Source organism: Arsenophonus endosymbiont of Aleurodicus floccissimus (genome assembly GCF_900343025.1).
GTDB lineage: Bacteria > Pseudomonadota > Gammaproteobacteria > Enterobacterales > Enterobacteriaceae > Arsenophonus.
The window spans coordinates 1,283,057-1,306,380 of the sequence record NZ_OUND01000001.1 but is presented as its reverse complement, the minus strand read 5'-3'; the positions used below and the strand labels follow the sequence as shown (position 1 = coordinate 1,306,380).

Annotated in this window: 24 protein-coding genes, 1 other RNA gene and 6 pseudogenes; 21 read left to right on the top strand and 10 right to left on the bottom strand. The window is 38.9% G+C overall.

Annotated features, from left to right (window positions below; genetic code table 11):
• Positions 1-105: 105 nt before the first annotated feature.
• From ARADI_RS19610 to ARADI_RS07365, 4 genes and pseudogenes are all read left to right on the top strand, one after another.
• Positions 106-405 (top strand): phage DNA ejection protein, encoded by a 300-nt coding sequence (locus ARADI_RS19610; RefSeq protein WP_255420629.1) that lies wholly within the window; start codon positions 106-108, stop codon positions 403-405.
• Between the two features lie 139 nt (positions 406-544).
• On the top strand, positions 545-691 hold the full coding sequence (locus tag ARADI_RS19605) for a DNA transfer protein (protein ID WP_255420628.1): 147 nt from the start codon (positions 545-547) through the stop codon (positions 689-691).
• 5 nt (positions 692-696) lie between these two features.
• Complete coding sequence (locus tag ARADI_RS17685; RefSeq protein WP_119711593.1) at positions 697-1,233, top strand: SPFH domain-containing protein; 537 nt, start codon at positions 697-699, stop codon at positions 1,231-1,233.
• Positions 1,233-3,201, top strand: a pseudogene (locus ARADI_RS07365) (P22-gp16 family phage DNA ejection protein). The gene ARADI_RS17685 and the pseudogene ARADI_RS07365 overlap by 1 nt, the downstream one beginning before the upstream one ends.
• Before the next feature lie 239 nt (positions 3,202-3,440).
• Here the strand turns inward: ARADI_RS07365 and ARADI_RS22155 are convergent.
• Entirely contained in the window at positions 3,441-3,716 is a 276-nt protein-coding gene (locus ARADI_RS22155) for a hypothetical protein (protein WP_500782266.1), read from the bottom strand.
• 199 nt (positions 3,717-3,915) lie between these two features.
• On the opposite strand from ARADI_RS22155, the gene ARADI_RS07360 reads away from it, so the two are divergent.
• From ARADI_RS07360 to ARADI_RS20870, 8 genes and pseudogenes are all read left to right on the top strand, one after another.
• Positions 3,916-5,253: a flavin monoamine oxidase family protein gene (locus tag ARADI_RS07360; RefSeq protein ID WP_202864187.1), complete on the top strand. Its 1,338-nt coding sequence runs from the start codon at positions 3,916-3,918 to the stop codon at positions 5,251-5,253.
• Positions 5,250-5,615: a hypothetical protein gene (locus ARADI_RS07355; RefSeq protein WP_202864186.1), complete on the top strand. Its 366-nt coding sequence runs from the start codon at positions 5,250-5,252 to the stop codon at positions 5,613-5,615. The genes ARADI_RS07360 and ARADI_RS07355 overlap by 4 nt, the downstream gene beginning before the upstream one ends.
• Positions 5,612-6,109, top strand: coding sequence for an FAD-dependent oxidoreductase (locus ARADI_RS07350; RefSeq protein ID WP_238149206.1), 498 nt, complete (start codon positions 5,612-5,614; stop codon positions 6,107-6,109). The genes ARADI_RS07355 and ARADI_RS07350 overlap by 4 nt, the downstream gene beginning before the upstream one ends.
• A 213-nt stretch (positions 6,110-6,322) precedes the next feature.
• A pseudogene (locus ARADI_RS07345) lies at positions 6,323-6,637 on the top strand (phage tailspike protein); the annotation flags it as partial.
• Positions 6,638-6,716: 79 nt separating this feature from the next.
• Positions 6,717-7,073 carry a hypothetical protein gene (locus ARADI_RS07340; RefSeq protein WP_119711592.1) on the top strand — a complete coding sequence of 119 codons (357 nt, stop codon included), beginning with the start codon at positions 6,717-6,719 and terminating at the stop codon, positions 7,071-7,073.
• A 9-nt stretch (positions 7,074-7,082) separates the two neighbouring features.
• Complete coding sequence (locus ARADI_RS07335; protein ID WP_147392386.1) at positions 7,083-7,310, top strand: gp53-like domain-containing protein; 228 nt, start codon at positions 7,083-7,085, stop codon at positions 7,308-7,310.
• Positions 7,311-7,325: 15 nt separating this feature from the next.
• Positions 7,326-7,613 carry a tail fiber assembly protein gene (locus tag ARADI_RS07330; protein ID WP_255420627.1) on the top strand — a complete coding sequence of 96 codons (288 nt, stop codon included), beginning with the start codon at positions 7,326-7,328 and terminating at the stop codon, positions 7,611-7,613.
• 43 nt (positions 7,614-7,656) lie between these two features.
• The gene (locus ARADI_RS20870) at positions 7,657-7,761 is read left to right on the top strand and encodes a tail fiber assembly protein (protein ID WP_369406982.1); all 105 of its coding nucleotides are present in this window, start codon (positions 7,657-7,659) and stop codon (positions 7,759-7,761) included.
• Between the two features lie 149 nt (positions 7,762-7,910).
• Here ARADI_RS20870 and ssrA read toward each other — a convergent pair.
• Together ssrA and smpB are read right to left on the bottom strand one after the other, a co-directional pair.
• Positions 7,911-8,275: a transfer-messenger RNA gene (ssrA, locus tag ARADI_RS07325) on the bottom strand.
• A gap of 57 nt (positions 8,276-8,332) precedes the next feature.
• Positions 8,333-8,815, bottom strand: coding sequence for an SsrA-binding protein SmpB (smpB, locus tag ARADI_RS07320; RefSeq protein ID WP_119711590.1), 483 nt, complete (start codon positions 8,813-8,815; stop codon positions 8,333-8,335).
• 157 nt (positions 8,816-8,972) lie between these two features.
• On the opposite strand from smpB, the gene ARADI_RS07315 reads away from it, so the two are divergent.
• Together ARADI_RS07315 and ARADI_RS07310 are read left to right on the top strand one after the other, a co-directional pair.
• Entirely contained in the window at positions 8,973-9,419 is a 447-nt protein-coding gene (locus ARADI_RS07315) for an SRPBCC family protein (RefSeq protein ID WP_202864184.1), read from the top strand.
• Entirely contained in the window at positions 9,400-9,690 is a 291-nt protein-coding gene (locus ARADI_RS07310) for an RnfH family protein (protein ID WP_032114780.1), read from the top strand. Before ARADI_RS07315 ends, ARADI_RS07310 begins: the two co-directional genes overlap by 20 nt.
• 92 nt (positions 9,691-9,782) lie before the next feature.
• Here ARADI_RS07310 and bamE read toward each other — a convergent pair whose 3' ends face one another.
• From bamE to nadK, 3 genes and pseudogenes are all read right to left on the bottom strand, one after another.
• Complete coding sequence (bamE, locus tag ARADI_RS07305; protein ID WP_119711649.1) at positions 9,783-10,154, bottom strand: outer membrane protein assembly factor BamE; 372 nt, start codon at positions 10,152-10,154, stop codon at positions 9,783-9,785.
• A 113-nt stretch (positions 10,155-10,267) separates the two neighbouring features.
• Positions 10,268-11,931, bottom strand: a pseudogene (gene recN, locus ARADI_RS07300) (DNA repair protein RecN).
• A gap of 85 nt (positions 11,932-12,016) precedes the next feature.
• The gene (gene nadK, locus ARADI_RS07295; RefSeq protein WP_119711588.1) at positions 12,017-12,916 is read right to left on the bottom strand and encodes an NAD(+) kinase; all 900 of its coding nucleotides are present in this window, start codon (positions 12,914-12,916) and stop codon (positions 12,017-12,019) included.
• Between the two features lie 106 nt (positions 12,917-13,022).
• Here nadK and grpE point away from each other — a divergent pair, with 106 nt between their 5' ends.
• A complete protein-coding gene (gene grpE / locus ARADI_RS07290; protein ID WP_119711587.1) occupies positions 13,023-13,634 on the top strand; it encodes a nucleotide exchange factor GrpE in 612 nt (203 codons plus the stop codon).
• Positions 13,635-13,726: 92 nt separating this feature from the next.
• On the opposite strand, the gene ung is transcribed toward grpE, so the two are convergent.
• Positions 13,727-14,410: a uracil-DNA glycosylase gene (gene ung, locus ARADI_RS07285; RefSeq protein ID WP_119711586.1), complete on the bottom strand. Its 684-nt coding sequence runs from the start codon at positions 14,408-14,410 to the stop codon at positions 13,727-13,729.
• Between the two features lie 334 nt (positions 14,411-14,744).
• On the opposite strand from ung, the pseudogene grcA reads away from it, so the two are divergent.
• Positions 14,745-15,130, top strand: a pseudogene (grcA, locus tag ARADI_RS07280) (autonomous glycyl radical cofactor GrcA).
• Positions 15,131-15,241: 111 nt separating this feature from the next.
• Here the strand turns inward: grcA and srmB are convergent.
• The 3 genes and pseudogenes from srmB to ARADI_RS21635 all read right to left on the bottom strand — a co-directional run.
• Positions 15,242-16,570, bottom strand: coding sequence for an ATP-dependent RNA helicase SrmB (gene srmB, locus ARADI_RS07275; RefSeq protein ID WP_119711648.1), 1,329 nt, complete (start codon positions 16,568-16,570; stop codon positions 15,242-15,244).
• A 176-nt stretch (positions 16,571-16,746) separates the two neighbouring features.
• Positions 16,747-17,780 (bottom strand): annotated as a pseudogene (gene nadB, locus ARADI_RS21640) (L-aspartate oxidase); the annotation flags it as partial.
• Positions 17,781-17,839: 59 nt separating this feature from the next.
• Positions 17,840-18,357, bottom strand: a pseudogene (locus ARADI_RS21635) (FAD-dependent oxidoreductase); the annotation flags it as partial.
• 252 nt (positions 18,358-18,609) lie between these two features.
• On the opposite strand from ARADI_RS21635, the gene rpoE reads away from it, so the two are divergent.
• The 5 genes from rpoE (at position 18,610) to lepA (ending at position 23,311) form a co-directional block, all read left to right on the top strand.
• Positions 18,610-19,185 (top strand): RNA polymerase sigma factor RpoE, encoded by a 576-nt coding sequence (rpoE, locus tag ARADI_RS07265; RefSeq protein WP_119711585.1) that lies wholly within the window; start codon positions 18,610-18,612, stop codon positions 19,183-19,185.
• Positions 19,186-19,219: 34 nt separating this feature from the next.
• Positions 19,220-19,846, top strand: a complete 627-nt coding sequence (gene rseA, locus ARADI_RS07260) for an anti-sigma-E factor RseA (RefSeq protein ID WP_119711584.1) — start codon at positions 19,220-19,222, stop codon at positions 19,844-19,846.
• A 5-nt stretch (positions 19,847-19,851) separates the two neighbouring features.
• Positions 19,852-20,802 carry a sigma-E factor regulatory protein RseB gene (gene rseB, locus ARADI_RS07255; RefSeq protein ID WP_119711583.1) on the top strand — a complete coding sequence of 317 codons (951 nt, stop codon included), beginning with the start codon at positions 19,852-19,854 and terminating at the stop codon, positions 20,800-20,802.
• 7 nt (positions 20,803-20,809) lie between these two features.
• A complete protein-coding gene (rseC, locus tag ARADI_RS07250; RefSeq protein ID WP_119711647.1) occupies positions 20,810-21,268 on the top strand; it encodes a SoxR-reducing system protein RseC in 459 nt (152 codons plus the stop codon).
• 246 nt (positions 21,269-21,514) lie between these two features.
• Positions 21,515-23,311, top strand: a complete 1,797-nt coding sequence (gene lepA, locus ARADI_RS07245; RefSeq protein ID WP_119711646.1) for a translation elongation factor 4 — start codon at positions 21,515-21,517, stop codon at positions 23,309-23,311.
• The last annotated feature ends 13 nt before the right edge of the window (positions 23,312-23,324 follow it).

Here is a 23,324-nt window from a genome sequence, read left to right as displayed (position 1 = left end):
AGGTGCATTGGGAAGTTTATTTTAATCAGGAGTTTCGATGGCAACGTTTCAACTGGCGGGTTTGCCCGGTCAGCAAGTCGCTAATCAAACGGCGGGGGATTAGGCTTGGCAACCGTCCCACAATATGCAGAAAGGCCCAATACAGGTCTGATATTAGCGCAGGGTTTAGGGGCTATTTCTGAACGATTAGAGGCGAACAAACAACAGCAGACAGACGCGGATTTTATGAAATCCTTTGGTGCCGCTTATGCGGCCAATGATCGTAATGCCATGAAACAACTCACGGCGGCATATCCTGAACAAATAGAACGCATTCAAAAAGGGATGGGATTTATTGATCAGGATAACAATCAAATGATTGGCAATGCGGCAATGGATTTGCGCCTAGCGGCTAAAAGGGGGTGATCAGCCTCTGATGGCGTCGTTACAAAAAAATACACCGGTATTAAATCAACTCGGTTTGACACCGGAAGCCGCGTTTTTATCCTATAAGTAGGACCCGCAGCAATTTGATCAAATTACCGATTTAATTGGTCTGCACGCATTGGGGTCAGAAAACTATTTTGACATTCAGTATAAAATGGCAAGGCGTGACATTGACAGGGAACAGCTAACGTTAACGATGCGGGGTCAGAATATTTCTGCTCAAAATGCCGCTTTAGAGAGAGAAATAAAAAAGCAGAACGCCTGAACAAGGTGCTTGACCGTCAAATTGCTAGGGAAACAAATGCATTGAAATTGAATGAGCTTCGCCAAAAACAAGCAGATGCACAACAAAAAACTGCCATCGCGAAAGCTGATCGTCAAGCGACCGCACAAGGCACTGCGGATACTTTTCGTACCGCTTTAGATTCGCTCAACGAGCTTGAGAAGAGTCGTGGGCTTTCTAAAGCGATGGGTGTTAATTCTGCTTTCCCGACAATGCCGGGAAAAGAAGCTGCGACCTTTGAAGCTCAGCTGGATACGTTCAAATCGCAAACATTTTTGCCGATGGTAGCCAATCTAAAAGGCATGGGAGTATTATCGGATGCGGAAGGAAAAAAGCTTTCTAATGCGGTTGGGGCGCTCAGTCTAAAAATGAACGATAAAGCGTTTCGTTCATCGTTGGGGAAAATCAAAGGACAACTTGAAAGCAAGCTGAGCAACGTTAAGCAGCAATTCGATTATCGGGAACCTCATTCATCATCAGCACCCCAGCAGCAAACAAGCTTCTCTTCACTATGGGGTGATTAATGGCTAAAGCATGGAAAGATGTGATCGCCTCTGAGCAATATCAGGCATTAACAACAGAACAGAAAGCACAGGCTCAAGCGCAATATTTTAATGAGGTGGTTGCCCCACATGCCGGTTACCAGGTAGAGCAGGCTCAACAAGCTTTCTATGCAGTATACCCGTTAGCATCATCAATACAACAGCCGCAAGAACAACCAGCGTCGCAAGGGAATTTTATGTCTGACCTGGGGAGTGCCGTCGCGGAAACTGGCCCTGGATTACTGCAAGCAGGGGTCAATGTCGTGAATATTCCAGCATCCATGGCGGATGCCGTATCGAGTGCCACTGCATGGGCAGGTAATCAACTCGGTATGAGTGACGGTACCCATTAGCCCGCTCCGCGTTTAACAACGCAAGGCATTGAGAAAGATTTTGGACTGCAAGCCGGCACCCTCACGCCCCAAACGACGGAAGGGTAAGTTTTTTCAGAAGCGCTGCCTTACTTGACACCGGTTAGTGCAGGAAAAGTCGCAACTGAAGTCCCTTCTTTAGCCGCTCGCACGACCCAAGGCGTATCGAGTTTATTGGCTGAGAACGGGGTTGGCGCTTTAGCGGCTAATAGCGATCAGAACGACGCAGACGCACTGGCAACTGATTTGGCTACAGGCGTGGCATTGGGTGGGATTATTAACGCGACAGGCCGGGGATTAGGGGCGGCGTATCCGGGCATCCGTGGGTCAATCTCACCAGAAGCACAAAAAGCCATTCAATTTACTGAACAGGAAGGGGTTCCACTTCATACAACCGACATGACACAACCGCAATCGCGGATTGCTCGTATGGCACAAACCTTCGCTGAAAATATTCCGCTAACGGGTACAAGCAGCATGAGAGCGGCCCAGCAAAAAGCACGGAGTGAGTTGGTTAATAATTATGCTTCACAGTTTGGTGAATACGACCGATCAATTGTGGTTAAAAGTCTTAAAAGAGAAGGCGTCAAAGATTCTCCAAGCGGCGGGTAATCGGGTAATCCTATCCAGCAGGTTGAAAAACAGATTGGCACTGAAAGTGTGCATCCAATAAAAGCCACTAATCAGATTCAGGGTGATATTGCGAAAATGCAACGCCTGGGTTGCGTTGCAGACGCTGACACGGTTTCTAAAGTTGCAAGCCTATCGTCATGAGCTGGATAGTGGTCATATTGATTTTAAGCTGTTAAGAGATTTACGGACCCAATTTAGGCAAGACGTTAAAGGCGACGTATTCATTTTTCTACGCGCTCAGCGGCGGCTGTTCAGCGCGTTTACAACGCGATGACAGAGGAGGATATGCATCAAGCCGTTCAATCCAGTCTTGGCAGCAACACGGTATCAAAGCTTAAGCAGGCAGATGCAAGCTGGGCTAATGAGGCGGATAAACTTTAAAAACACGCGGCTTAGAAATGTGCTCTCCAAAGGGGAGCTAACACCCGAAGTGGTTAATAACCTGTTGTTCAGTAATAAAAAGTCTGAAATTCAGAATCTATACCGGTCGATAAGCAATGGGGGTCGCGTTCAAATGCGTAATGGTATCATCGGAAATTCATGGAGAAATCGGGTGGCGTGCCTTATTAGTTTTTACGGCAAGTGAAAATGCGGTCTAATCAAACTGGCATTGTATTTAAAGGAAAAGATACGGCCTATCTTAAAGGCTTAACAAAATATCTCGAATCAACGAAATAAGCTGCTAGAGCCGGTGTTTCTACCCCCATAGGGCAGCAGATCATTCCCTTTATTCTGGGGATTTTTGCTGATCCTGTCACTATCACGCTGATTGAAAGTTATGGATTGTTGGCCAGGTTGCATGAGAGAGAGTGCAGGATTTAGAAACGTGGTACTAAAAATGGCGCATACACCCCGAGGTTCAACCGCGTTTGAAGCCCAATTATTACACGCCCAAAAAGCGGTAAAAGCAATAGCGCAAGGTGTGAAGTCCGAGGTTTTGAAGTGATATAGGCAAAATGTGTCAAGATGAAAGGAAAAGACGCGATAATTAGTAAATTATTAAGCATCTTGACGTGTTCTTGGTGTAAAGCCCAAAACATCACGAAGCCATTTTCGTCAGCATTGTGAATGATAATTCGCCAGCGCTTTTTTAAATTCTTTCGCTTCGTTTGGATATCGATTGAATAGCAATTTACATAAAAAAACAGATAAGAGCGATAATCACAAAATATATCACATAACATGTTATCGGTAACAACATAAAAAATCGTCTGAATAAGCTTGAGTGATTGGCAAATATATCAATAATACCATTATTGATATAATCGTTGCCGCTTCAACGATTCCAGTAACAATTAAAATACTAATTAAATCAGTTATCCTGTTTACAAATTTCTCACTAGAGTAGCGATTTACCACGTAGTCTTTATATTTTTTGAGGTCACTGGCGTCTGAACTATTAGTATCTATCCCCACTTCTCTGTAAACCTTTTGCAGTAATCTGTTTTTATTAACCCGCAATAGGTAACAAAGACATAAGAAAATAAATCGGCAATATTGCTGAGCGTTTGGTAAAGAACTATAACTGGATTATGTCTTAAAAAGAAAAGGCAAATTGTAAAAAGCGAAAATTCCTGCTTAATCTGATACTATTTACTACCTGTTGCTTAACGATTTTTAATAATTGAAAATGATATCAAATTAACAAAGGAGTGATTAAATGAGTATAACTGTTATAACTAGAATGAGCGATTCCGATGAAAAACCGTATACTATCGGCGAAATTTTTAGCATCGGTAAAAATTATCGTCATCCAGATTCTGCCTTAGTATCATATCCTAATGCTGCTAAAAACACACTGGGCAGCTTTCCCAAAAATAAAGACTATAAAATTGCAATCATAGGAGCTGGTGCATCAGGAATCACGTCTTTATATGAATTATCTAGAATAGCGCGCAATCAAAATTCTGGTAAAATTAATGTCACTCTATATGAATCAGATTATAATAATTTTATAAAACTAAAAAATTCAATAAGCCCATTTAGTTTGGATGTTTATGGTAAAAGAGCAGGACGTGTCTTTGCAGCACGGAGTAGAGAAAGAGAAGAAAAAGATCATTCCGTGTATGAGATTGGCGCAATGCGCTTTCCTGAAATTGCAGGACTAACCTGGCACTACGCGAGCATTGCATTTGGAGATGATAAATCAGTTGAAATATTTCCAAATCCAGGAAAAGTTCCTACAGAGTTCGTCTTTGGTGATCGTGTTGACAGATATGTATATAAAAACGGTACCGAGTATTGGTTAGATAGTAACTCTCCTACAAAAGTAATTAAGGACATAATTAAAGAAGGACTGGCCGGAACAGAAAAAGAACCTAACATTAGTTTATATCCTATCGGTTGCAAAGATCCTATCAAAATATCTAATGAGTTAAAAAATAAAGACACGACTAAGGTACGGCTGAAAGAGATTCAACAGCAATGGAAAAATTTTGTCAATGCATATGACAGTATTACATTGGAATCAGCCGTCAGGCGAATTGTGAAAGAGAAAGTGAAATGCCTTCCTCAGATAGTAGGAGTTGAGAAGGAAGAGGATAAGATTAATTATTACATTGAACTATTTGGCTGTTTTGGCTTTGGTACAGGTGGTTTCAAGTCAATTTTTAACATTTCTTTAATTGAAATGATGCGATTAATTCTATGGGATTATTCAAATGAATATTTGTTACCGGTAGAAGAAAATGTTCAATTTTTTTCTAATCTTTATGATAAAGCCTGTAAAGATAACTCGAAATTTGTTGTTAATGTAGAGTATGCTAGGGTTTGTGATGTTTGTCATTCTGGCTCCGGAGATGGTGTAAAGGCAATTGTCTTTGATTATAAAATCAAAGATGGTAAAGAAGAAAATTGCATAACAAGAGGAGAATATGATTTTGCCATTCTTGCAATTCCACCAAAACAGTTGAGCGCTGTTGTCAGCCGTGCTGGATTTAATAATACCGAGCGTAATATTAAATTTGGTATTATGTTGGTGATCACGATCAAACAATGATTAATGAGGTTTTGGCGCGTCCACCGCTTATTTTGAGCAATTCCAATGAAACGCCTAATGCAAATATTATTACTGCGATTAATCAACTACATATGGTAACTTCATCAAAAGTATTCGGAACAATAAAAGCCAGTAATTTTAACAAAATTTCTCCGGAACTTACGATTGGAGAAAAGTTTGGAAAAATTAAAGCGATTGTGTCTGATTGCGGTTTAGCTTCCAGTTATATTGTTCCAAGTCCAATAAAAGTATTAGGTAAAAAAACGTTATCTTCAGAACCAGAATATTACAGTTTTCTTATCAGTTATGCTTGGGAAGATGACACAAAAAAATATTGGGTAAATTTAATGTCTATCCTATGAATCCTGAATATTTAAATGTTGCAAAATTAGATAACAATGAACAAATGATTAATTCCATTATTAATCACACAATACGCGATATTAAAGAACCTTTAGATAAAGTTTACAAAAGATGGTGGTTAGGAGATTTGTTAACAACGGCTAAAAAGGCAAATGCTTTAACAGATATGCTTTCTTATGATTGGACAACTAATCCCACTGCCGGGGCTTTTAAACTGGATATGACAGGGGGACATTATAATAGCCATCTCTGTTTTAGATATCATACACATGCACTTAATCCCAATCTCTATAATCGATTCTTTTTGGCCAACGATAGTTATAGTCATTTAGGTGGATGGTTGGAAGGTGCTTTTATGAGTACGATTAATGCAGTTTGTGGGATAATTGTTGCAGCTAACGGTGGTGGAAATAATGGATTAAATGCTTTAACAACGGAAGCACGTGAAATAATTGAATCATTGGAACAAATAGCGCCGAATGATGCTCCCTAATCTAAAAATATGAATATTTAGAACCATACTTACGGGTCGCCCACTTAACAAAAGTGGGCAATAAAACTTAGACTAAGAGTAATTCCCATGTAGTAAACCACATATTTATTACCTAAAAATTAGTTATCTTCACTGTATGCACGCATTCTATATAGTGAAAGTCTTGTGCCCGGAGAAAAGCATGTCAGGATTATTTCTAATATTGTTGTGAGCATGCCTGCTCAGTTATTTACCTTGCGAGGCAAATTTCAGCCATGCGCTAACGGTAAAATCTATACTGGTAAGATTGAGACTGACCCAACAATACCAGCGAACCAGATTCAAGTGTATATTGAAAATGAAGAGGGCTCAACGTTACCCGTTGCTCAACCCATTATGATTAATCACGCCGGGTTCCCTGTTTATCATGGACAGGTGTCAAAATTTGTAACGGTCGAAGGTCATGCGATGGCTGTCTATGATCCTTATGGCGCCCAACAATTTTATTTCCCTGACATATTGAAATACGACCCCTATAGATTTAAAGAACAAGGCAGAACAATATATTGAATATATCGAAAAATTAAAGGGAACGATTCAACAAACGACAGGTGACTCAACAACTGATGTGATAAGCCAAAAAAGCTGTACGGATACTTTTGCTAAGAAAAACTCAAGGGAGACCATCAACGTTGGCAAACTTAACGTCGAATTATCCACGGGTAATACGATTTTTAATTTAGGCGGCATAAATGGCTCTGGCGGTGCTGAATTTGCTTATGTTAGAAAAACAAAAAGAACCCAGATTCACGATACAGCTACAAAGATCACTTTATTATTTCCACAAAAAAATGGCCAGCTGGCGATACAGGAAGATAACTATACTAAAACAGAAATAGACAAAAAAATAAATTCAGCGCCCTGGATAGCGAATAAATCGGCAAATGGTTGGCTGAAAGATCCGAATACGGGCCTGATTATTTAATGGGGTAGCGTGCCTAGAAACGACACTTCAAGAAATTTATTTCCTATGGCTTTCCCAAATACCTTAGCAGGAATGGGATTGGCTAATTTTAATTCCAATTCTAATCTATCTCAAATGTATGCACCTAATATAATGAATGCGGATAAAGTTGGATTTAACATGCGTCAGAGTAAGGTCACTGAGGGATCTAATGCTTCTCCATTCACGGATATGAGATGGATTGCAATAGGATGGTAATCATGAATTCAGTTAATGAAGTTATACTATTTTAGCAGAAAAAATGGATTAGGTTGGTTAGCAGGTTCATTAAAAGATAGCTATATTGATGCTGGCAGCTGGGATGATAGCGCCAAAGTTATCCCGTACAGCGTTTACTCTGAGTTTGCGCTAAATTCACCACCCCCAGGAAAAATGTTAGGTGCGAGTGAAGATGGTGACCCCATTTGGGTTGATATCCCCCCTAGACCAAAGAAAGAATTAATCGCAGAGGCTAAGGATGAAAAAAGAAAGGGGCTAATGCAGGGGGCAACACTGACGTGATTATCCCGTTGCAAGATGCTGTTGATTTGGAGATGGCGAGGGAATAAGAGAAGCGAAACTCATAACATGGAAAAAATATCGCCTACTGCTTAATCGTACGTATATCTCAACCGAGCCGGATATTGATTGGCCTAAGAAGCCTGAATGACTTCTTTTTTCGTCAATGGCTATTGTTAAAGAAAAGCCGCGTGTCATTTGCGTATCTTTTTAAGTCCTATTGTTGTCATATTGAAGTCAGCTTAATTTTTATAACTTCCTGTTTTTAAAGTTATTGTCCTATTGCTGACCAGGTAAATTTGGTGGAGCTGGCGGGAGTTAAACCCGCGTCCGAAATTTCTACATCCTCGGTACTACATGCTTAGTCTAGTCTTTACATTCGCCATCTAGCTGTGGACAGACACACTACTAACAGACTAGCCTGATTAAGTTTAACGCTTCAACCCCAGGCTAGGCATCCACGCGATCTCTTTTAGGCTTGACCTCTCTTGTGATCCCCGTCCTAAGAGCCGAGGCTAGGGAGAGAGGGCTCTGCGCAGGTTATTAAGCTGCCAGTGCGTATTTATCGTCGTTTGCGACTATTTTTTGCGGTTTTTTACGAGGCCAACCGCCCCTCGGCATGCACCTTGGGTTTCGCAAATCCCGTCGAATCCAGAATCAGCCCCAGGTTTATTACTTCAATTATATCAGAAAAAAACTTAATAATGCTATCACTTAGGTTATTATCGACCTGAGTTTTTCATAATTCTCGCTTTGTCTAATTTCCATTCACGATCTTTAATGTCAGAACGCTTGTCGTGCTCTTTTTTACCCTTGGCGACACCAATTTTGACTTTACACCAGGCATTTTTCCAGTAAAGGGATAATGCTACCGCTGTGTGGCCTTCGCGATTGATTTTACCAAATAGCGAATCTAGTTCACGCTGATTTAGCAATAACTTTCGGGTGCGTATTGGATCACAAACCACATGGGAAGAGGCTACATTTAGCGGGGTAATCGTTGCACCAAAAAGATAAGCTTCACCCTCTTTCAGTAAAACATAACTGTCGCTAATATTGGCTTTACCTGCGCGTAGTGCTTTGACTTCCCAACCCTGCAAAGCTAAGCCCGCCTCAATTTCTTCACTGATGAAGTATTCATGGCGTGCTCTTTTATTTAACGTAATCGTTGCCGAACCGGGCTTGTGTGCTTTTTTCTTTGTCATAATTACCGATTATACTGTATGTATAAATAAATGGCACGGTAAGGATCTATGATTTGGTGTTAAGTGAGCATTTATTAGACTAAGTTGTCGTGCAGAATTTTTATTTAAGTGTATATCAATGTTATTATTGTTTTTGATTTATTTGGTGAGAATGGTTATGCCGCAAATTAATCGATTTGCATTAGTGCCTTATAGTGCAGAGAAAATGTACAATTTAGTTAATGATGTAGATTCATATCCACAATTTTTACCAGGTTGTGTGGGCAGTCTGGTGCTGAATCATGTTAATAATGAAATGACTACGTCGGTTGAGGTTGCTAAAGCAGGTATTAGTAAAACTTTTATTACGCATAATATATTGCAAGATAATAAAAGTATTCAAATACAGTTGGTGAAAGGGCTATTTCGTAAATTAATGGGTAATTGGTTATTTATACCTTTAAATGAAAATGCCTGTAAAGTTGAATTATTTCTTGATTTTGAATTTACCAATAAATTGATTGAGTTGGCTTTTGGTCGGATTTTTAAAGAACTGGCTGGAAATATGGTACAAGCTTTTACTCAACGTGCTCACGAGGTTTATCGTGGTCGAAATAAATATTGAGGTGGTTTATGCATTACCAGATAGGCAATTTCTGTTGCACGTAAAGCTAGCGGAAGGTGCGAGTGTTGAAGAGGCAATTATGCAATCAGGTATTTTATCACTTCGAGATGACATTGATTTGAGTAAAAATAAAGTCGGTATTTATAGTCGACCTGCTAAATTATCCGATATCTTATCTGATGGTGATCGGGTTGAAATTTATCGTCCATTACTTGCTGATCCGAAAGAGATACGTCGTAAACGGGCAGAAAAAGCCAAACAAAAATCTTAATAACCTATTTGTAATGAGGTAGGTTGACCGCCAATTTAAATGTCGCTTAATTGGTAGTCTATTGATATTTATTTAAATAAATATCAATAACATTATGTAGCATCTACATAATGTGTTGATGCTTTTTGTGCTGCTAAGCTATCGTTATTTTTGATATCAACCAAGATCCCATTGCGATCAAAAGTGAGTGTTAGTGTTTGCTGTTTAACCGTTTCATGTCCGGGCTGTTGACGGAAAATATAATACCAAACTTGCTGGCCAAACGGTTCCTTTAGCATTGGTGTTCCTAAGGTATAGGCTACTTGCTGTTGTGTCATTCCTTTTTGGATTTTTGCAAGATCACTGGCAGAAAGATAGTTGCCTTGATTAATGTCAGGACGGTAAACAAGCCGTTCTGCTATAGAACAACCCGCTGTTAAAACAACAACAGACATAGCAGCAACAATTAACAGTTTACAACGCATGGTCATATATTCCTTTAAGAGTCAGAATATCGATAATAATCGACATTGATGAAATTGAAAACCTTTCTTCATTTTTCTATGACCTATACTATACAATAAAGTTGAGAATGTTTTTAAGCAGCAAGTATATCTTTTGTGCTAACCAGGATGTTTTTTGTTACTTCACTACCACCTAGTAAACGGGCAATCTCTTGTAAGCGAGTTTTTTTATCTAATAATTGCATGTGTGTTTCTGTTTCACAGCCATTAGTTTGTTTGCTCACATAAAAATGGTGATGTCGACAGGCTGCAACTTGAGGCAAATGAGTAACACACATAACTTGAGTTGAATTGCCTAATTCACGTAACAATTTTCCAACCACCGCGGCGGTAACACCGTTAATGCCCACATCAACTTCATCAAAAATAAGTGCGGGAGTATCCATTTTTTTGGCTGTAATGACTTGTATGGCCAGCGCGATGCGTGAAAGTTCTCCACCTGAAGTAACTTTTATTAATGTTTGATGTGGTTGCCCAGGATTAGTTGTCACGTTGAACTCTACTTGGCTTGCTCCATCAATTTGTAAATGTTCAGGATTAAAATTTACATCAACCGTAAAATAGCCATGAGGCATTGAAAGTTGATGCATACTATTGGTGATTAATTGACTTAATTCACTGGCATATTGTTGCCGTATTTGGTGGAGCTTGCCGGCTATTTTTAATGCATATTGATGTTGAACTTCGACCTGACTAGTTAAGTGGTCACAATCATCTTGCTGCTGATTTAGTTTTTCTTGTTCTGCCAGTAGTTGTAGGTGTAATTCAAACAATAATTCGGGCGCAACCCGATGTTTACGGGCTAAATTGACATATTTCGCGATGCGTTTTTCTAATTCGAATAGTTGGCTAGGGATCTAGCTCCGTTCGATCACCATAATGACACAATTCATTATTCACTTCATTAATTTGGATCGATGCCTCTTCAAGCGTATCAAGTAAATGACTGAATTGATTACTAACAGAAGCAACTCATTAATTTTTTGCTTTGCATGATTTAGCATACTGATAATATTTTGTTCTTCATTGCCATTAAAAATTTGTAATGTATTTTGACTCAAGGAAAGAAATTGTTCACGATTTGCTAGCTGTTTATACTCTTGTTCTAATTTTTGATGTTCATCAGCTTGCGGTATCAATTCACCCAATTTTTTAAGATGATATTCAATAAATTGTTGGCGCGACAGGCGTTCAGTTGCTTGTTGTTGAAATTTTGTTAATTCTTGGCAGCTTTGATGCCAATTTTTCCAGGCCGATTTCATTTTAGCCAAGAGAGCGGTTTGGTTAGCGTAAGTATCCAACAGAAATTTTTGATGCTGATTATCTAATAATAATTGGTGAGCGTGCTGGCCATGTATTTGAATAAGTAACGTCCCCCTAGTTCGCGCAATTGTGATAAGGGAACCGCTGTGCCATTAATAAAACCACGTAATCGTCCATCAGCAGTGATGGTTCTGCGTAGCAAGCATTCATTATGGTTATCTGACTGATAATTTTTAAGCCAATCTTGTGCTGAAGGAGTATCAGTAAGAGAAAAATAGGCCCAGATATCGGTACGAGAAGCACCAGTGCGAACAATATTCGTATCCGCTCGGTTGCCTAAACATAAACCTAATGTATCAATTGCAATTGATTTGCCAGCCCCGGTTTCACCGGTAATAGCACTCATACCAGGATGAAAATCAATTTCTAGTTTGCGGACAATGGCAAAATTATTGATGGTTAATTGAATAAGCATGTGCTTCTCCTGTGTATAAAAACACAACTGTTAATAAATATAGTATAAACTAGTTTTTTATACAGTAAAGTGGTAATTAAAAAAATCAAAAGGTTTTCTTTGACCAGCCTAATTTTGAACTTAATGTATTGAAATAATTATAATCTTTTGGGTGGATGAGATTAAGTTTTTTATTACTTCGTTTGATTAATACTTCATCATCATCTTGGATAGGTAAAATAATTTGGCTGTCACAGCTGATTTCATAATTGATGTTTTTTTGTCTAAATTTTAATTTAATACTACTATCGCTGCTGATGACTAATGGACACGATGAAAGAGTGTGAGGGAACATAGGGACTAGCGCGATAGCTTCAAGATTTGGGGTGAGTATCGGGCCACCGGCAGAGAGTGAATAAGCGGTTGAGCCAGTTGGTGTAGTAATAATTAGTCCATCGGAACGTTGAGAAAAGGCAAAGCGATCATCAATATAAACTTCAAATTCAATCATGTGGGCCACTTTGCCAGGGTGCAAAATGACTTCATTAATTGCCGTACTCATGCGAGGTTTGTGATTTTTTTTGCTGATTTGAGTTTCCAGTAAGAAGCGTTGTTCTTCATAGAAATGGCCAACTAATACTTCTGTTAGCTGTTGCAGCGCGTTATCTGGCCTAAGATCAGTTAAAAAACCAAGGTTACCGCGATTGATGCCAATAACTTTATTTTCATACCGTGATAGAACACGAGCAGCGCCGAGCATATTACCGTCACCGCCAACAACAATAATTAAATCGGCTGTTTTACCAATTTCTGTTAATCCACCAATGGTGGCATTTTTTAGTTTAAGCTGTTGAGCAATTTGTCGTTCAACAATAACTTTATATTTTTGCGCTCGTAGCCAATTATAAAGTTGTTCATGAGTTGCCAATGCCTCTGGATGTCGAGGATGACCAACAATACCAATATATTCAAATAATGTCTTTTTTGCTGCTTTTCCGGTCAGCATGGTTTATTTCCTCTTACAAGTTGGCGTGTTCTCTTGAATCCCAAACTTTTATCCCCATAATAAGCTAATAATCTGGATTAATGCTAAAAAGAATGTGGAGATACTCATGAGTAGTAAAGATCATAAAGTGCATGATGAGCAAGCCTCTAAACAAAAAGAATTAAAAAAATCACAAAAAAATGAGGCAAAAGAACAAGCAATTGAGACCGAACAACCAGTGAGTCCTACTGAAGAAGTATTAATTGATCCACGTATTACTGAATTAGAGCAGCAGTTGCTAGAAGCGCAAAAACGTGAGCGTGAAGTGTTGCTACGTGCTAAGGCTGAAGTAGAAAATATTCGCCACCGTACTGAGCAAGATGTTGAAAAAGCACATAAGTTTGCCCTAGAGCGGTTTGCCAATGAGTTGTTACCCGTTATTGATAATTTGGAAAGAGCAATCGAACTTGTTAATCGGGAAAATGCTGAATCGATGTCAATGCTTGAAGGACTTGAATTAACTTTAAAATCTTTTTTAGCTACTTTTGGCAAATACGGTATTAAGAAGGTGGTAGCGGAGAAGAATGTTGCTTTTAATCCAGAATTGCATCAAGCCATGACGATGATCGATTCAGAAGAACATGAACCCAATCAAGTTATTGATGTTATACAGAAAGGTTACACCTTAAACGGTCGCTTACTACGCCCGGCGATGGTGATTGTGTCAAAAGCAAAATAAACTGAAATAATGCCACCCATATGACCCATATGACCCATATGACCCATATGACCCATATGACCCATATGACCCATATGATGGTGGCATTTAGTTTATTGTTCTGGAATGATCGGTGTCCAGTCTATTGGGCTTAATCCTTGTTTTAGGAGTATTTCATTGGTTTTGGAAAAATGTCTGCATCCAAAGAAACCTCTATGGGCCGAGAGTGGTGAAGGATGGGGCGCTTTAAGTACAAAATGTTTTTGGTTATCGATAAATTGGCTTTTTTTCTGCGCATAGGATCCCCATAATAAAAAAACCACGCCAGCACGGTGTTGATTAATTGCCGCAATAACCTTATCCGTAAATGTTTCCCAGCCAAGATGGGCGTGAGAATGAGCTTTGCCTTGTTCAACTGTTAAAACCGTGTTTAATAATAATACCCCTTGTTGTGCCCAACTGATGAGATAACCATGATTGGGGTATTGGAAATCGGCAATGTCTTTTGTCAGTTCTTTGTACATATTAACCAGTGAAGGCGGTGCAGGAATACCTGGCCGAACTGAAAACGAGAGTCCGTGCGCTTGATTAGGGCCATGATATGGATCTTGTCCTAGGATCACAACTTTTACTTCGCTGAGTTCGGTGTAACGGAAAGCGTTGAAGACATCTTTTTGTGGTGGATAGATTGTTGTGCCATGTTGACGTGCTTTGGCAACGTAAGCCAGGGTGTTACGGAAGTAATTTTGTTCTTTTTCTAGGCCGATGACATTGTGCCAGCTGTGCAAAGAGGGCATAACCATTCCTTTAGGTTTTAATTAATATCATGTTTAATTTAACATCTACGTTATATGAGGTAAATTTTAAAACGGAAATTGCTTATTTTTCATTATATATTTTGATATTAAAAATATTTTCTAAAAATTAGAAATTTTTTTAAATAAAAAATTGATTTAAAACAGTAACCTGTCGATAATATTATTAATAACACCTTGAAATTATTGATTAATGTCAATGAATTGCTGATATTTAATTGTTATATATTTTATAGAAATAATGGTTATAGCAAATAGCCAATTTGAAAATAATTTCAAATTGTTATTTCAATTTTGTTCGAATTTAGAGGTCGACATGGTTATTGGAATTCAGATTACTAAGGCAGCTAATATAGCACTATTAAATTCCTTTTGGTTATTAGACGACGAAAAAAATGAAGCTCGCTGTATTTGCGCTAAAACTGATTTTAATGAAGGACAAATTGTTGCCAAGGAGTTTTGTTAGGTTCGTTTGAATATCGCGAAATTCCCCTTGAAATTAAACCGCAGGTGTCAGTTGAAGGCGGACAACACTTAAATATTAATGTTCTGACTCGGGAAACATTAGAAGATGCGATTGAAAATCCAGAAAAATATCCTCAATTAACCATTCGTGTTTCAGGCTATGAGGTGCGTTTTAATTCTTTAACCCCTGAGCAGCAACGCGATTTTATTACGCGTACTTTTACGCAAAGTTTATAATAAAATAGTGCTCAATTAATTGATGGATAATTAATAATAGCCTGATAATTTTATCAGGCTATTAATTTTGGTTATTTCACCAAATAAATCAATAAATGGTTTAAATATTTATTAGTTGTTATCAGTTTGCTTTACTGATGGCTTACGACGTTTGCCAATATTTTTACTGTCGCGATGGCGTTCTTTGGTTTTTTTCTTTTTTTGTTGGTCAATTTTTTTCTTTTCTTGTCGTTTTAGCTGGATTTTTTTCGATGATTTGGGTTTACGTAGTGAACCTTCAGCCGGTGCTTTGGTGGTAGGCCGAAGGCTATCGATGACGCGTATTTTTAATGATTCTTTAAGATAGCGGTTGATTTTACCTAATAGCGGTTGATCATGGGCTTCTACTAAGCTAATTGCAATCCCTTTTCGTCCCGCGCGTGCAGTTCTACCAATTCGATGCAGATAAACATCAGCAGTACGTGGTAAGTCGAAATTGAATACGTGACTAATATCGTCAATATCAAGGCCGCGTGAGGCAACATCGGTCGCGACTAAGACATTAATTTGCCCACTGTTTAGGCGTTTAACTGCTTCAGTCCGCTTTGCCTGAAGCATTTCTCCTTCAAGTAACCAGGTTTTTATTTTGGCTGCCTGTAACCATTGAACCAACTCATGTGCTCTTTCTCGTTTACGGACAAAGATAATAGATTTAGTGGCATCGGGTTGTTTTAAAAGATGGCTAAGTAGTGCAGTTTTATGTTCGAGGTTATCAGCGCGATAATAGTATTGTTGGATCTTTTTTCGTTCACGCCTTGAAGGATCAGCATCAATTTCATAAGGATTATTCAGTAATCGATTAGCAAAATCGTGAATGACATCACCGGCTAGTGTTGCTGAAAATAGCATAGTTTGTTTGCGCCAGCGTGTTTCGCCGGCAATGGTTTCAATGTCGTTGGTAAATCCCATATCAAGCATTCGATCAGCTTCATCTAAAATTAATGTTTCGATCGCCCGGCAATCAAAATTTTCTTCTTTGATATACTGTAGTAAGCGTCCTGTGGTTGCGACCACAATATCTTGGTTTTCACTAAAAATTTCAGCGTGGTTAATATAAGATACCCCGCCAGTAATGGTTGCGATATCAAGATGGGTGTATTTGGCTAATTCTTTTGCTTGTTCAGCTACTTGCATTGCCAGCTCACGGGTTGGCGCTAATATGAGAATACGCGGTGGTTCAGATCGTTTACGTGGAAAATCAAGTAAATGTTGGATCACCGACAGTAAGTAAGCGGCAGTTTTTCCTGTTCCGGTAGGCGATGAACCTAAAATATCGCGTCCTTCCATAGCGGCAGGGATAGTTGCAAGCTGAATGGCTGTCGGGCGGTCATAGCCTTTATCATCCAGTGCATTGAGAAGACTTTGGTCTAACTCAAGTTCAGAAAATGTGGTTGCAGTCATTATATACCTCTGGTTAGGCAATGGATTATAAACAGAACGCCCCAATTGTTCATCTATTAAAATGTTTTGTTGAATGTTTGAGTGATGATATAAATAATTATTAGTAATTAACGGCAATTCGGTAGTATTTTCTCCGTCATATATGGAAAGAGGGTTAATTATATTCCCCTCTATAGTTATTTAGTTGATGGGGTCAAAATAGACGGTTTAGCATCTGGTTGCTGTTGCGGATAATCTAATGTGTAATGTAATCCCCGGCTCTCTTTACGATCAAGCGCACAGCGGATCATCAATTCAGCTACTTTGCACAAGGTTACGCAGTTCCAATAAATTATTTGATAAACGGAAATTTGAACAGTATTCCTCTATTTCTTGTTGTAGTAAATGGATGCGCCACAATGCTCGGGTTAATCGTTTGGTCGTTCTGACAATTCCCATATAATACCACATAAACAGTCTTAACTCATGTCAGTTATGTTGAATAACAACTTGTTCATCTAGATTATGACATTGATTTTCATTCCATTTGGAGAGTGTAGATGGCATATCAATTTGTTCGATATGTTGTTTTATCTGTTTTGCCGCAGAACATCGATAGACGAGACATTCTAATAATGAATTGGATGCTAGTCGGTTGGCACCATGTAACCCGATATAACTGACTTCACCAATAGCATATAGGTGTCGAAGATCGGTTTGACCATAATGATCCACCATAACACCAACGCATGTATAATGCGCCGCCGGTATAATTGGAATTTGCTCATTGGTAATGTCGATACCTAATGTGGCTAATTTATGATAGATAGTTGGAAAATGTCGTTTTATCTCGCTTGCTGGCTGATGGCTAATATCAAGAAACATACAATCTGCCCCCAAGCGTTTCGTTTCATGATCAATGGCCCGGGCAAACTATATCACGAGGGGCAAGTTCCGCTCTTTTATCAAAATTTGGCATAAAGCGGCTGCCATCAGGTCGCTTCAGATAAGCGCCTTCACCTCGTAACGCTTCAGTTAGTAGAAAATTGCCTGCTTGTGGATGATCAAGACAAGTCGGATGAAATTGATTAAATTCAAGATTGGCTACACGGCAACCGGCTCGCCAGGCCATTGCAATTCCATCGCCTGATGAAATATCAGGATTGGTAGTATATTGATATACTTTTGCGGCTCCTCCGGTTGCTAAAGCTGTCACTTTTGCATGGCAAATAACGATTTGTTGTTGATTGAGATCCTAAATGTAAACACCCTTAATTGTTGCTGGATCTTTATCTGAACGGATCAAATCGATAGCGTTATGCTGCTCCTTAATAGTGATATTCGGATGCTTGATAGCTTTTTCAACCAAGGTGGTTTCTACTTGTTTGCCTGTTGCATCGGCATGATGAAGAGAATATGGCGATGGCTATGGCCACCTTCTTTTGCAAGATGATATTGTTCTTTACCGGCCCAATTTAGCTCTTTATCAAATAAAACACCTTGATTAATAAGCCATTGAACAGAATAACGGGCATTGCAGGCGACAAATTCAACGGTTTTTTTATCACACAGCACGGCACCGGCAATTAAAGTATCATTAACGTGGGCTTCTAGTGGGCTTCTATACTATCGGTTTGATCAAAAACCGCTACAATTCCACCTTGAGCATAGTAAGATGCGCCTTCAGTTGAAATATTTTTACTAAGTATTGTTATTTGGTATTGTGGCGCTAATCGAAGTGCTAACGACAGACCGGCGATGCCACTACCAATGATTAAAATATCCGTATGATGTTGTGTTGATGGCATAATATTTTATTACTAAGGTTTTGGAATAGAGTAAATTACCATGTTAGCCTATTCTTTTATTTAGAGTAAATACGATGGCCTTGAAAGAACTTTTCTTATGGTTTAGCTTAGATTAAATATAAATAATTTAAATTGACTGGAACTTTGCGAGTTTTTGTGACTCAAAAAAATGCTTGCTTACAAATTGAGAGAAAACATGGCGGGTTCAAATAAGGAAAATATGAGGCTTATTTTCGGGAGAAGTGACCTCGAATGAGCGAGCAGTTAACAGACAAGGTGCTGGTTGAACGGGTACAAAAAGGGGATAAAAAAGCTTTTAATTTACTGGTTATTAGATACCGGAATAAAGTTGTCAGCCTTGTTTCTCGTTATGTGCCGCAGGGAGATGTACCGGATGTAGCTCAAGAGGCATTTATTAAAGCTTATCGCGCTATCAGTTCATTTCGTGGTGAAAGCGCATTTTATACTTGGCTTTACCGGATCTCTGTAAATACAGCAAAAAATTATCTTATATCCCAAGGACGTCGACCGCCATCGAATGATTTGGATGTAGTTAATGCAGAGAATTTTGAGGCTTCTAATGCATTAAAAGAAATTTCGAACCCTGAGAATTTAATGTTGTCAGAAGAATTGAGAAAAGTAGTCTTCCGGACTATAGAGTCACTTCCTGAAGATTTACGTCTGGCAATTACGCTTAGGGAGTTAGATGGACTAAGTTATGAGGAGATAGCGCTTATTATGGATTGTCCTGTTGGTACAGTTCGTTCGCGCATTTTTCGAGCAAGAGAAGCTATTGATAATAAAGTGCAACCGCTAATACGAAATTAAATGTGGTTCACATTTTACTGAAGGGTACTTTGGCATGCATAGAGAGAGACTTTCAGCTTTAATGGATGGAGAGATCTTTGATTCAGAATTGATCCATACCATTTTACAAGATGTTTCGTTACAGAAACGATGGGAGAGCTACCATCTTATCCGCGACAGTTTGAGAGGCGATATCAACGAAGTTATCCATCTTGATATTACCGATAAATTAGAGCAGGCGCTGGCAAGTGAATCTATCCAAATTGCGCCTAATGCAATACTGGAGTCACAACCTGTGCCTGCTAGCTGGTGTTTAATGCCCTTTTGGCGTAAGCTTCGCCCTTTGGCTAACCAGATGACGCAAGTTGGTGTCGCAGCGAGCGTTGCCGTAGCTGTTATTGCTGGTGTTCAGAATTATAATACGTCTAGCATAGAAACTGATGTCAAATCTGACTCACCCATATTTAATACGGTACCTATCATGGGAGCTGCGTCGCCTGTAAGTTTAAATGTATCTAATGATCAATTGTTTGCTCATCCACAAACCGAGCAGCTAGAACAACGTAATCGCCGACTTGGTCTGATGTTACAACAATATGAGCTTGAGCGTCGTTCAACGCTGAATCAAAGGGTAACATCATCTTCACCAGTAGCAGACAAATCTTACTCAGGAGCAGAATAGTAGTAATGAAGGATTGGTTATCCGCCCTCTTTTTTTTGCTGGGCGGTTTATTTTTGCCTTTACATTCCTATGCGAAAGAATTATCGGCTGAAACTTTATTAACTGATATGGGTAATGCAGTAAAGTCTTTACCCTACGAATTATCATTTATTATTGTCAATCCACAAGGTATAACGCCGATCAGGTATCGTCATGTAATTATTGACAATCAACCAATTGCTCAAATGATACAGATGGATAATTCTCGTCGTGAAATTATTCGGAAAGGTAATCAAGTTAGCTATTTTGAGCCAGGATTTGATTCTTTTAGCTTAGAGGGCGCTTATATCGTTGATTATTTGCCGTCAGTAGTTTTTGCTAATTTTACTAAACTGCAATCCTATTATAATTTTATTAAATTAGGCAGAACACATATTGGTGATATAAGCTGTCAGGTTATTCGTGTTATACCGAAAGATAATTCACGTTTTAGCTATATCTTATTAATTGATGAAAAAAGCAAGTTACCATTGCGCATTGATCTTTTAGATAGTAAGAATGAAATATTAGAGCAATTTAGAGTTGTCTCTGTGGATTTTAACAGCCAAGCGTTGCTGAAATCAATGCATGTGATCGCATCGTTGAATATGCCTCCCTTATTACTTATTCCCAAATCGATCACTAAGCGATTTAACTGGCAAATAAACCAACTGCCGTTAGGATTTGAAGAAATTTCTCGTAGTTGTAAAGAGATTGCTGCTAATGAATCTTTAGAGGCCATGTTATTTAGTGATGGGTTATTTAGTTTTTCTATTAATGTTACTAAAGCAGGTGAGCATCAACTTAGTGAAAAACCATTTCGTAAAGGTGTTTTAACTATTTATACGGTGATAAAAGGACAATACGAAGTGACGGTTATTGGCCAGCTACCATTGCTAACCGCTAGCCAGATTGCAGCTAATGTTAGTTTTAAATAGGCAAGTAATGGTTAAAGAGTGGGCAACCGTTGTGTATTGGCATAATGGTCGAGCTGTGTTGCGATATGGTTCTAATTCCGGCTGTGGCAGTTGTGCTGCTCGCTCAACTTGCGGCTCTTATATTCTCAATAAAATAGGACCGAAAACTGAGTATCAATTAGAACTTGAGGTCAGTCAGCCTCTGATAGTTGGTCAGAAAATTGAAGTCGGGATCCCTGAAGCCAGTTTATTACGTTCAGTAATGCTTGTTTACCTTACCCCATTACTTGGCCTTTTTATCGGCAGCGGGGTTATGCAATTTCTTTTTTTAAATCAATTTCTTATCTTTTTAGGTGCAGTTATTGGTGGCTGTATTGGTTTTTTTCTGGCAAAAAAAATTGCTCATTATTGGGAAAAAGAGACGCTATATCAACCGATCATTTTACAAATAGGTTTACCGCCTGATGAATTAAAACAGCAAGTATGAATGACATAATAAGCCTAAATGCCTATTATTAGTAATTACATATCGTCCTAATCTATGCCTATAACCGCCTTATCCATAAAAACGACTTTTTCATTATCAATGATTCTTTGAGTTGTTTGTCGCTTATATGTAAAATGCATTCCCAAGATTGTTATAACAGCTTTTATTAGTTTTAGCTTTGTAGGGCTTAAGCTATCGCTAAAACTGATTTTATAAGGCCATTTAGAAGAAGATATAACCTTGAAAATCAAACATATAAGAAATTTTTCCATCATCGCTCATATTGATCATGGTAAATCAACTCTGTCGGATCGTATTATCCAGATCTGTGGTGGCCTTTCTGATCGTGAAATGGCAGCCCAGGTATTAGATTCCATGGATTTGGAGCGGGAACGAGGGATCACAATAAAAGCGCAGAGTGTTACCCTGAATTATAAAGCCAGTGGTGGTGAAACTTATCAGCTTAATTTTATTGATACTCCTGGCCATGTTGACTTCTCTTATGAAGTATCCCGTTCATTAGCTGCTTGTGAAGGGGCATTACTGATTGTCGATGCAGGGCAAGGTGTGGAAGCGCAAACTCTTGCTAATTGTTATACCGCTATTGAAATGGATTTAGAAGTTGTTCCTGTACTTAATAAAATCGATTTACCTGCGGCAGAGCCTGATCGGGTAACTGAAGAAATTGAAGATATTGTTGGCATCGATGCTCATGATGCTGTTCGATGTTCGGCAAAAAACGGATTAGGGGTACAAGACGTAATTGAACGGCTGGTTAAAGAGATCCCACCACCAGAAGGTGATCCGGCAGCGCCTTTGCAGGCATTAATTATTGATTCGTGGTTTGATAATTATTTAGGTGTTGTTTCGTTGGTACGGATTAAAAATGGTACGCTTTGTAAAGGCGATAAAATTAAAGTGATGAGCTCTGGCCAACTTTATAATGTTGATCGCTTAGGAATTTTCACACCCAAACGAATTGATCGTCAACAACTAAATTGTGGTGAAGTCGGTTGGCTGGTCTGTGCCATAAAAGATATTCATGGCGCGCCGGTTGGCGATACATTAACTGGTGCTCGTTATTCTGCAATACAGGCGTTGCCTGGTTTTAAAAAAGTAAAACCGCAGGTTTACGCCGGTTTATTCCCCGTTAGCTCTGATGATTATGAAGCATTTCGTGACGCTTTAGCTAAATTAAGCTTGAATGATGCTTCGCTATTTTATGAACCAGAGAGTTCAACTGCATTAGGTTTTGGATTTCGGTGTGGTTTCCTTGGTCTACTTCATATGGATATTATCCAGGAGCGTTTGGAACGTGAATATGATTTGGATCTTATTACAACTGCGCCTACAGTTATTTATGAAGTTGAGTTAACAAATGGTGATGTCATCTATGTTGATAGCCCCTCTAAATTACCAGCACTTAATAATATAAATGAATTACGCGAACCAATTGCAGAATGTAATATGCTAATGCCTAAGGAATATCTTGGTAATGTTATTACGCTCTGTGTAGAAAAACGCGGTGTTCAGACTAATATGGTTTACCATGGTAATCAGGTAGCATTAACCTATGAAATTCCTATGGCTGAGGTGGTGTTAGATTTCTTTGATCGATTGAAGTCTACTTCACGAGGATATGCTTCATTGGATTATGGCTTTGTCCGCTTCCAGGCGGCTGATATGGTGCGTGTAGATGTGTTAATTAATGGCGAAAGAGTGGATGCCTTAGCACTGATTACTCATCGTGCAAATGCACCATATCGTGGTCGTGAGCTGATAGATAAAATGAAAGATCTGATCCCGCGCCAACAGTTTGATATTGCAATCCAGGCTGCAATTGGTACCGCTATTATAGCGCGTTCAACGGTGAAACAATTACGTAAAAATGTATTAGCTAAATGTTATGGTGGTGATGTTAGCCGTAAGAAAAAATTACTACAGAAACAGAAAGAAGGTAAGAAACGAATGAAGCAGGTTGGTAATGTTGAACTACCACAGGAAGCGTTCCTTGCTATTCTTCATGTAGTTAAAGATAACTAACTGTTGTAAGGAG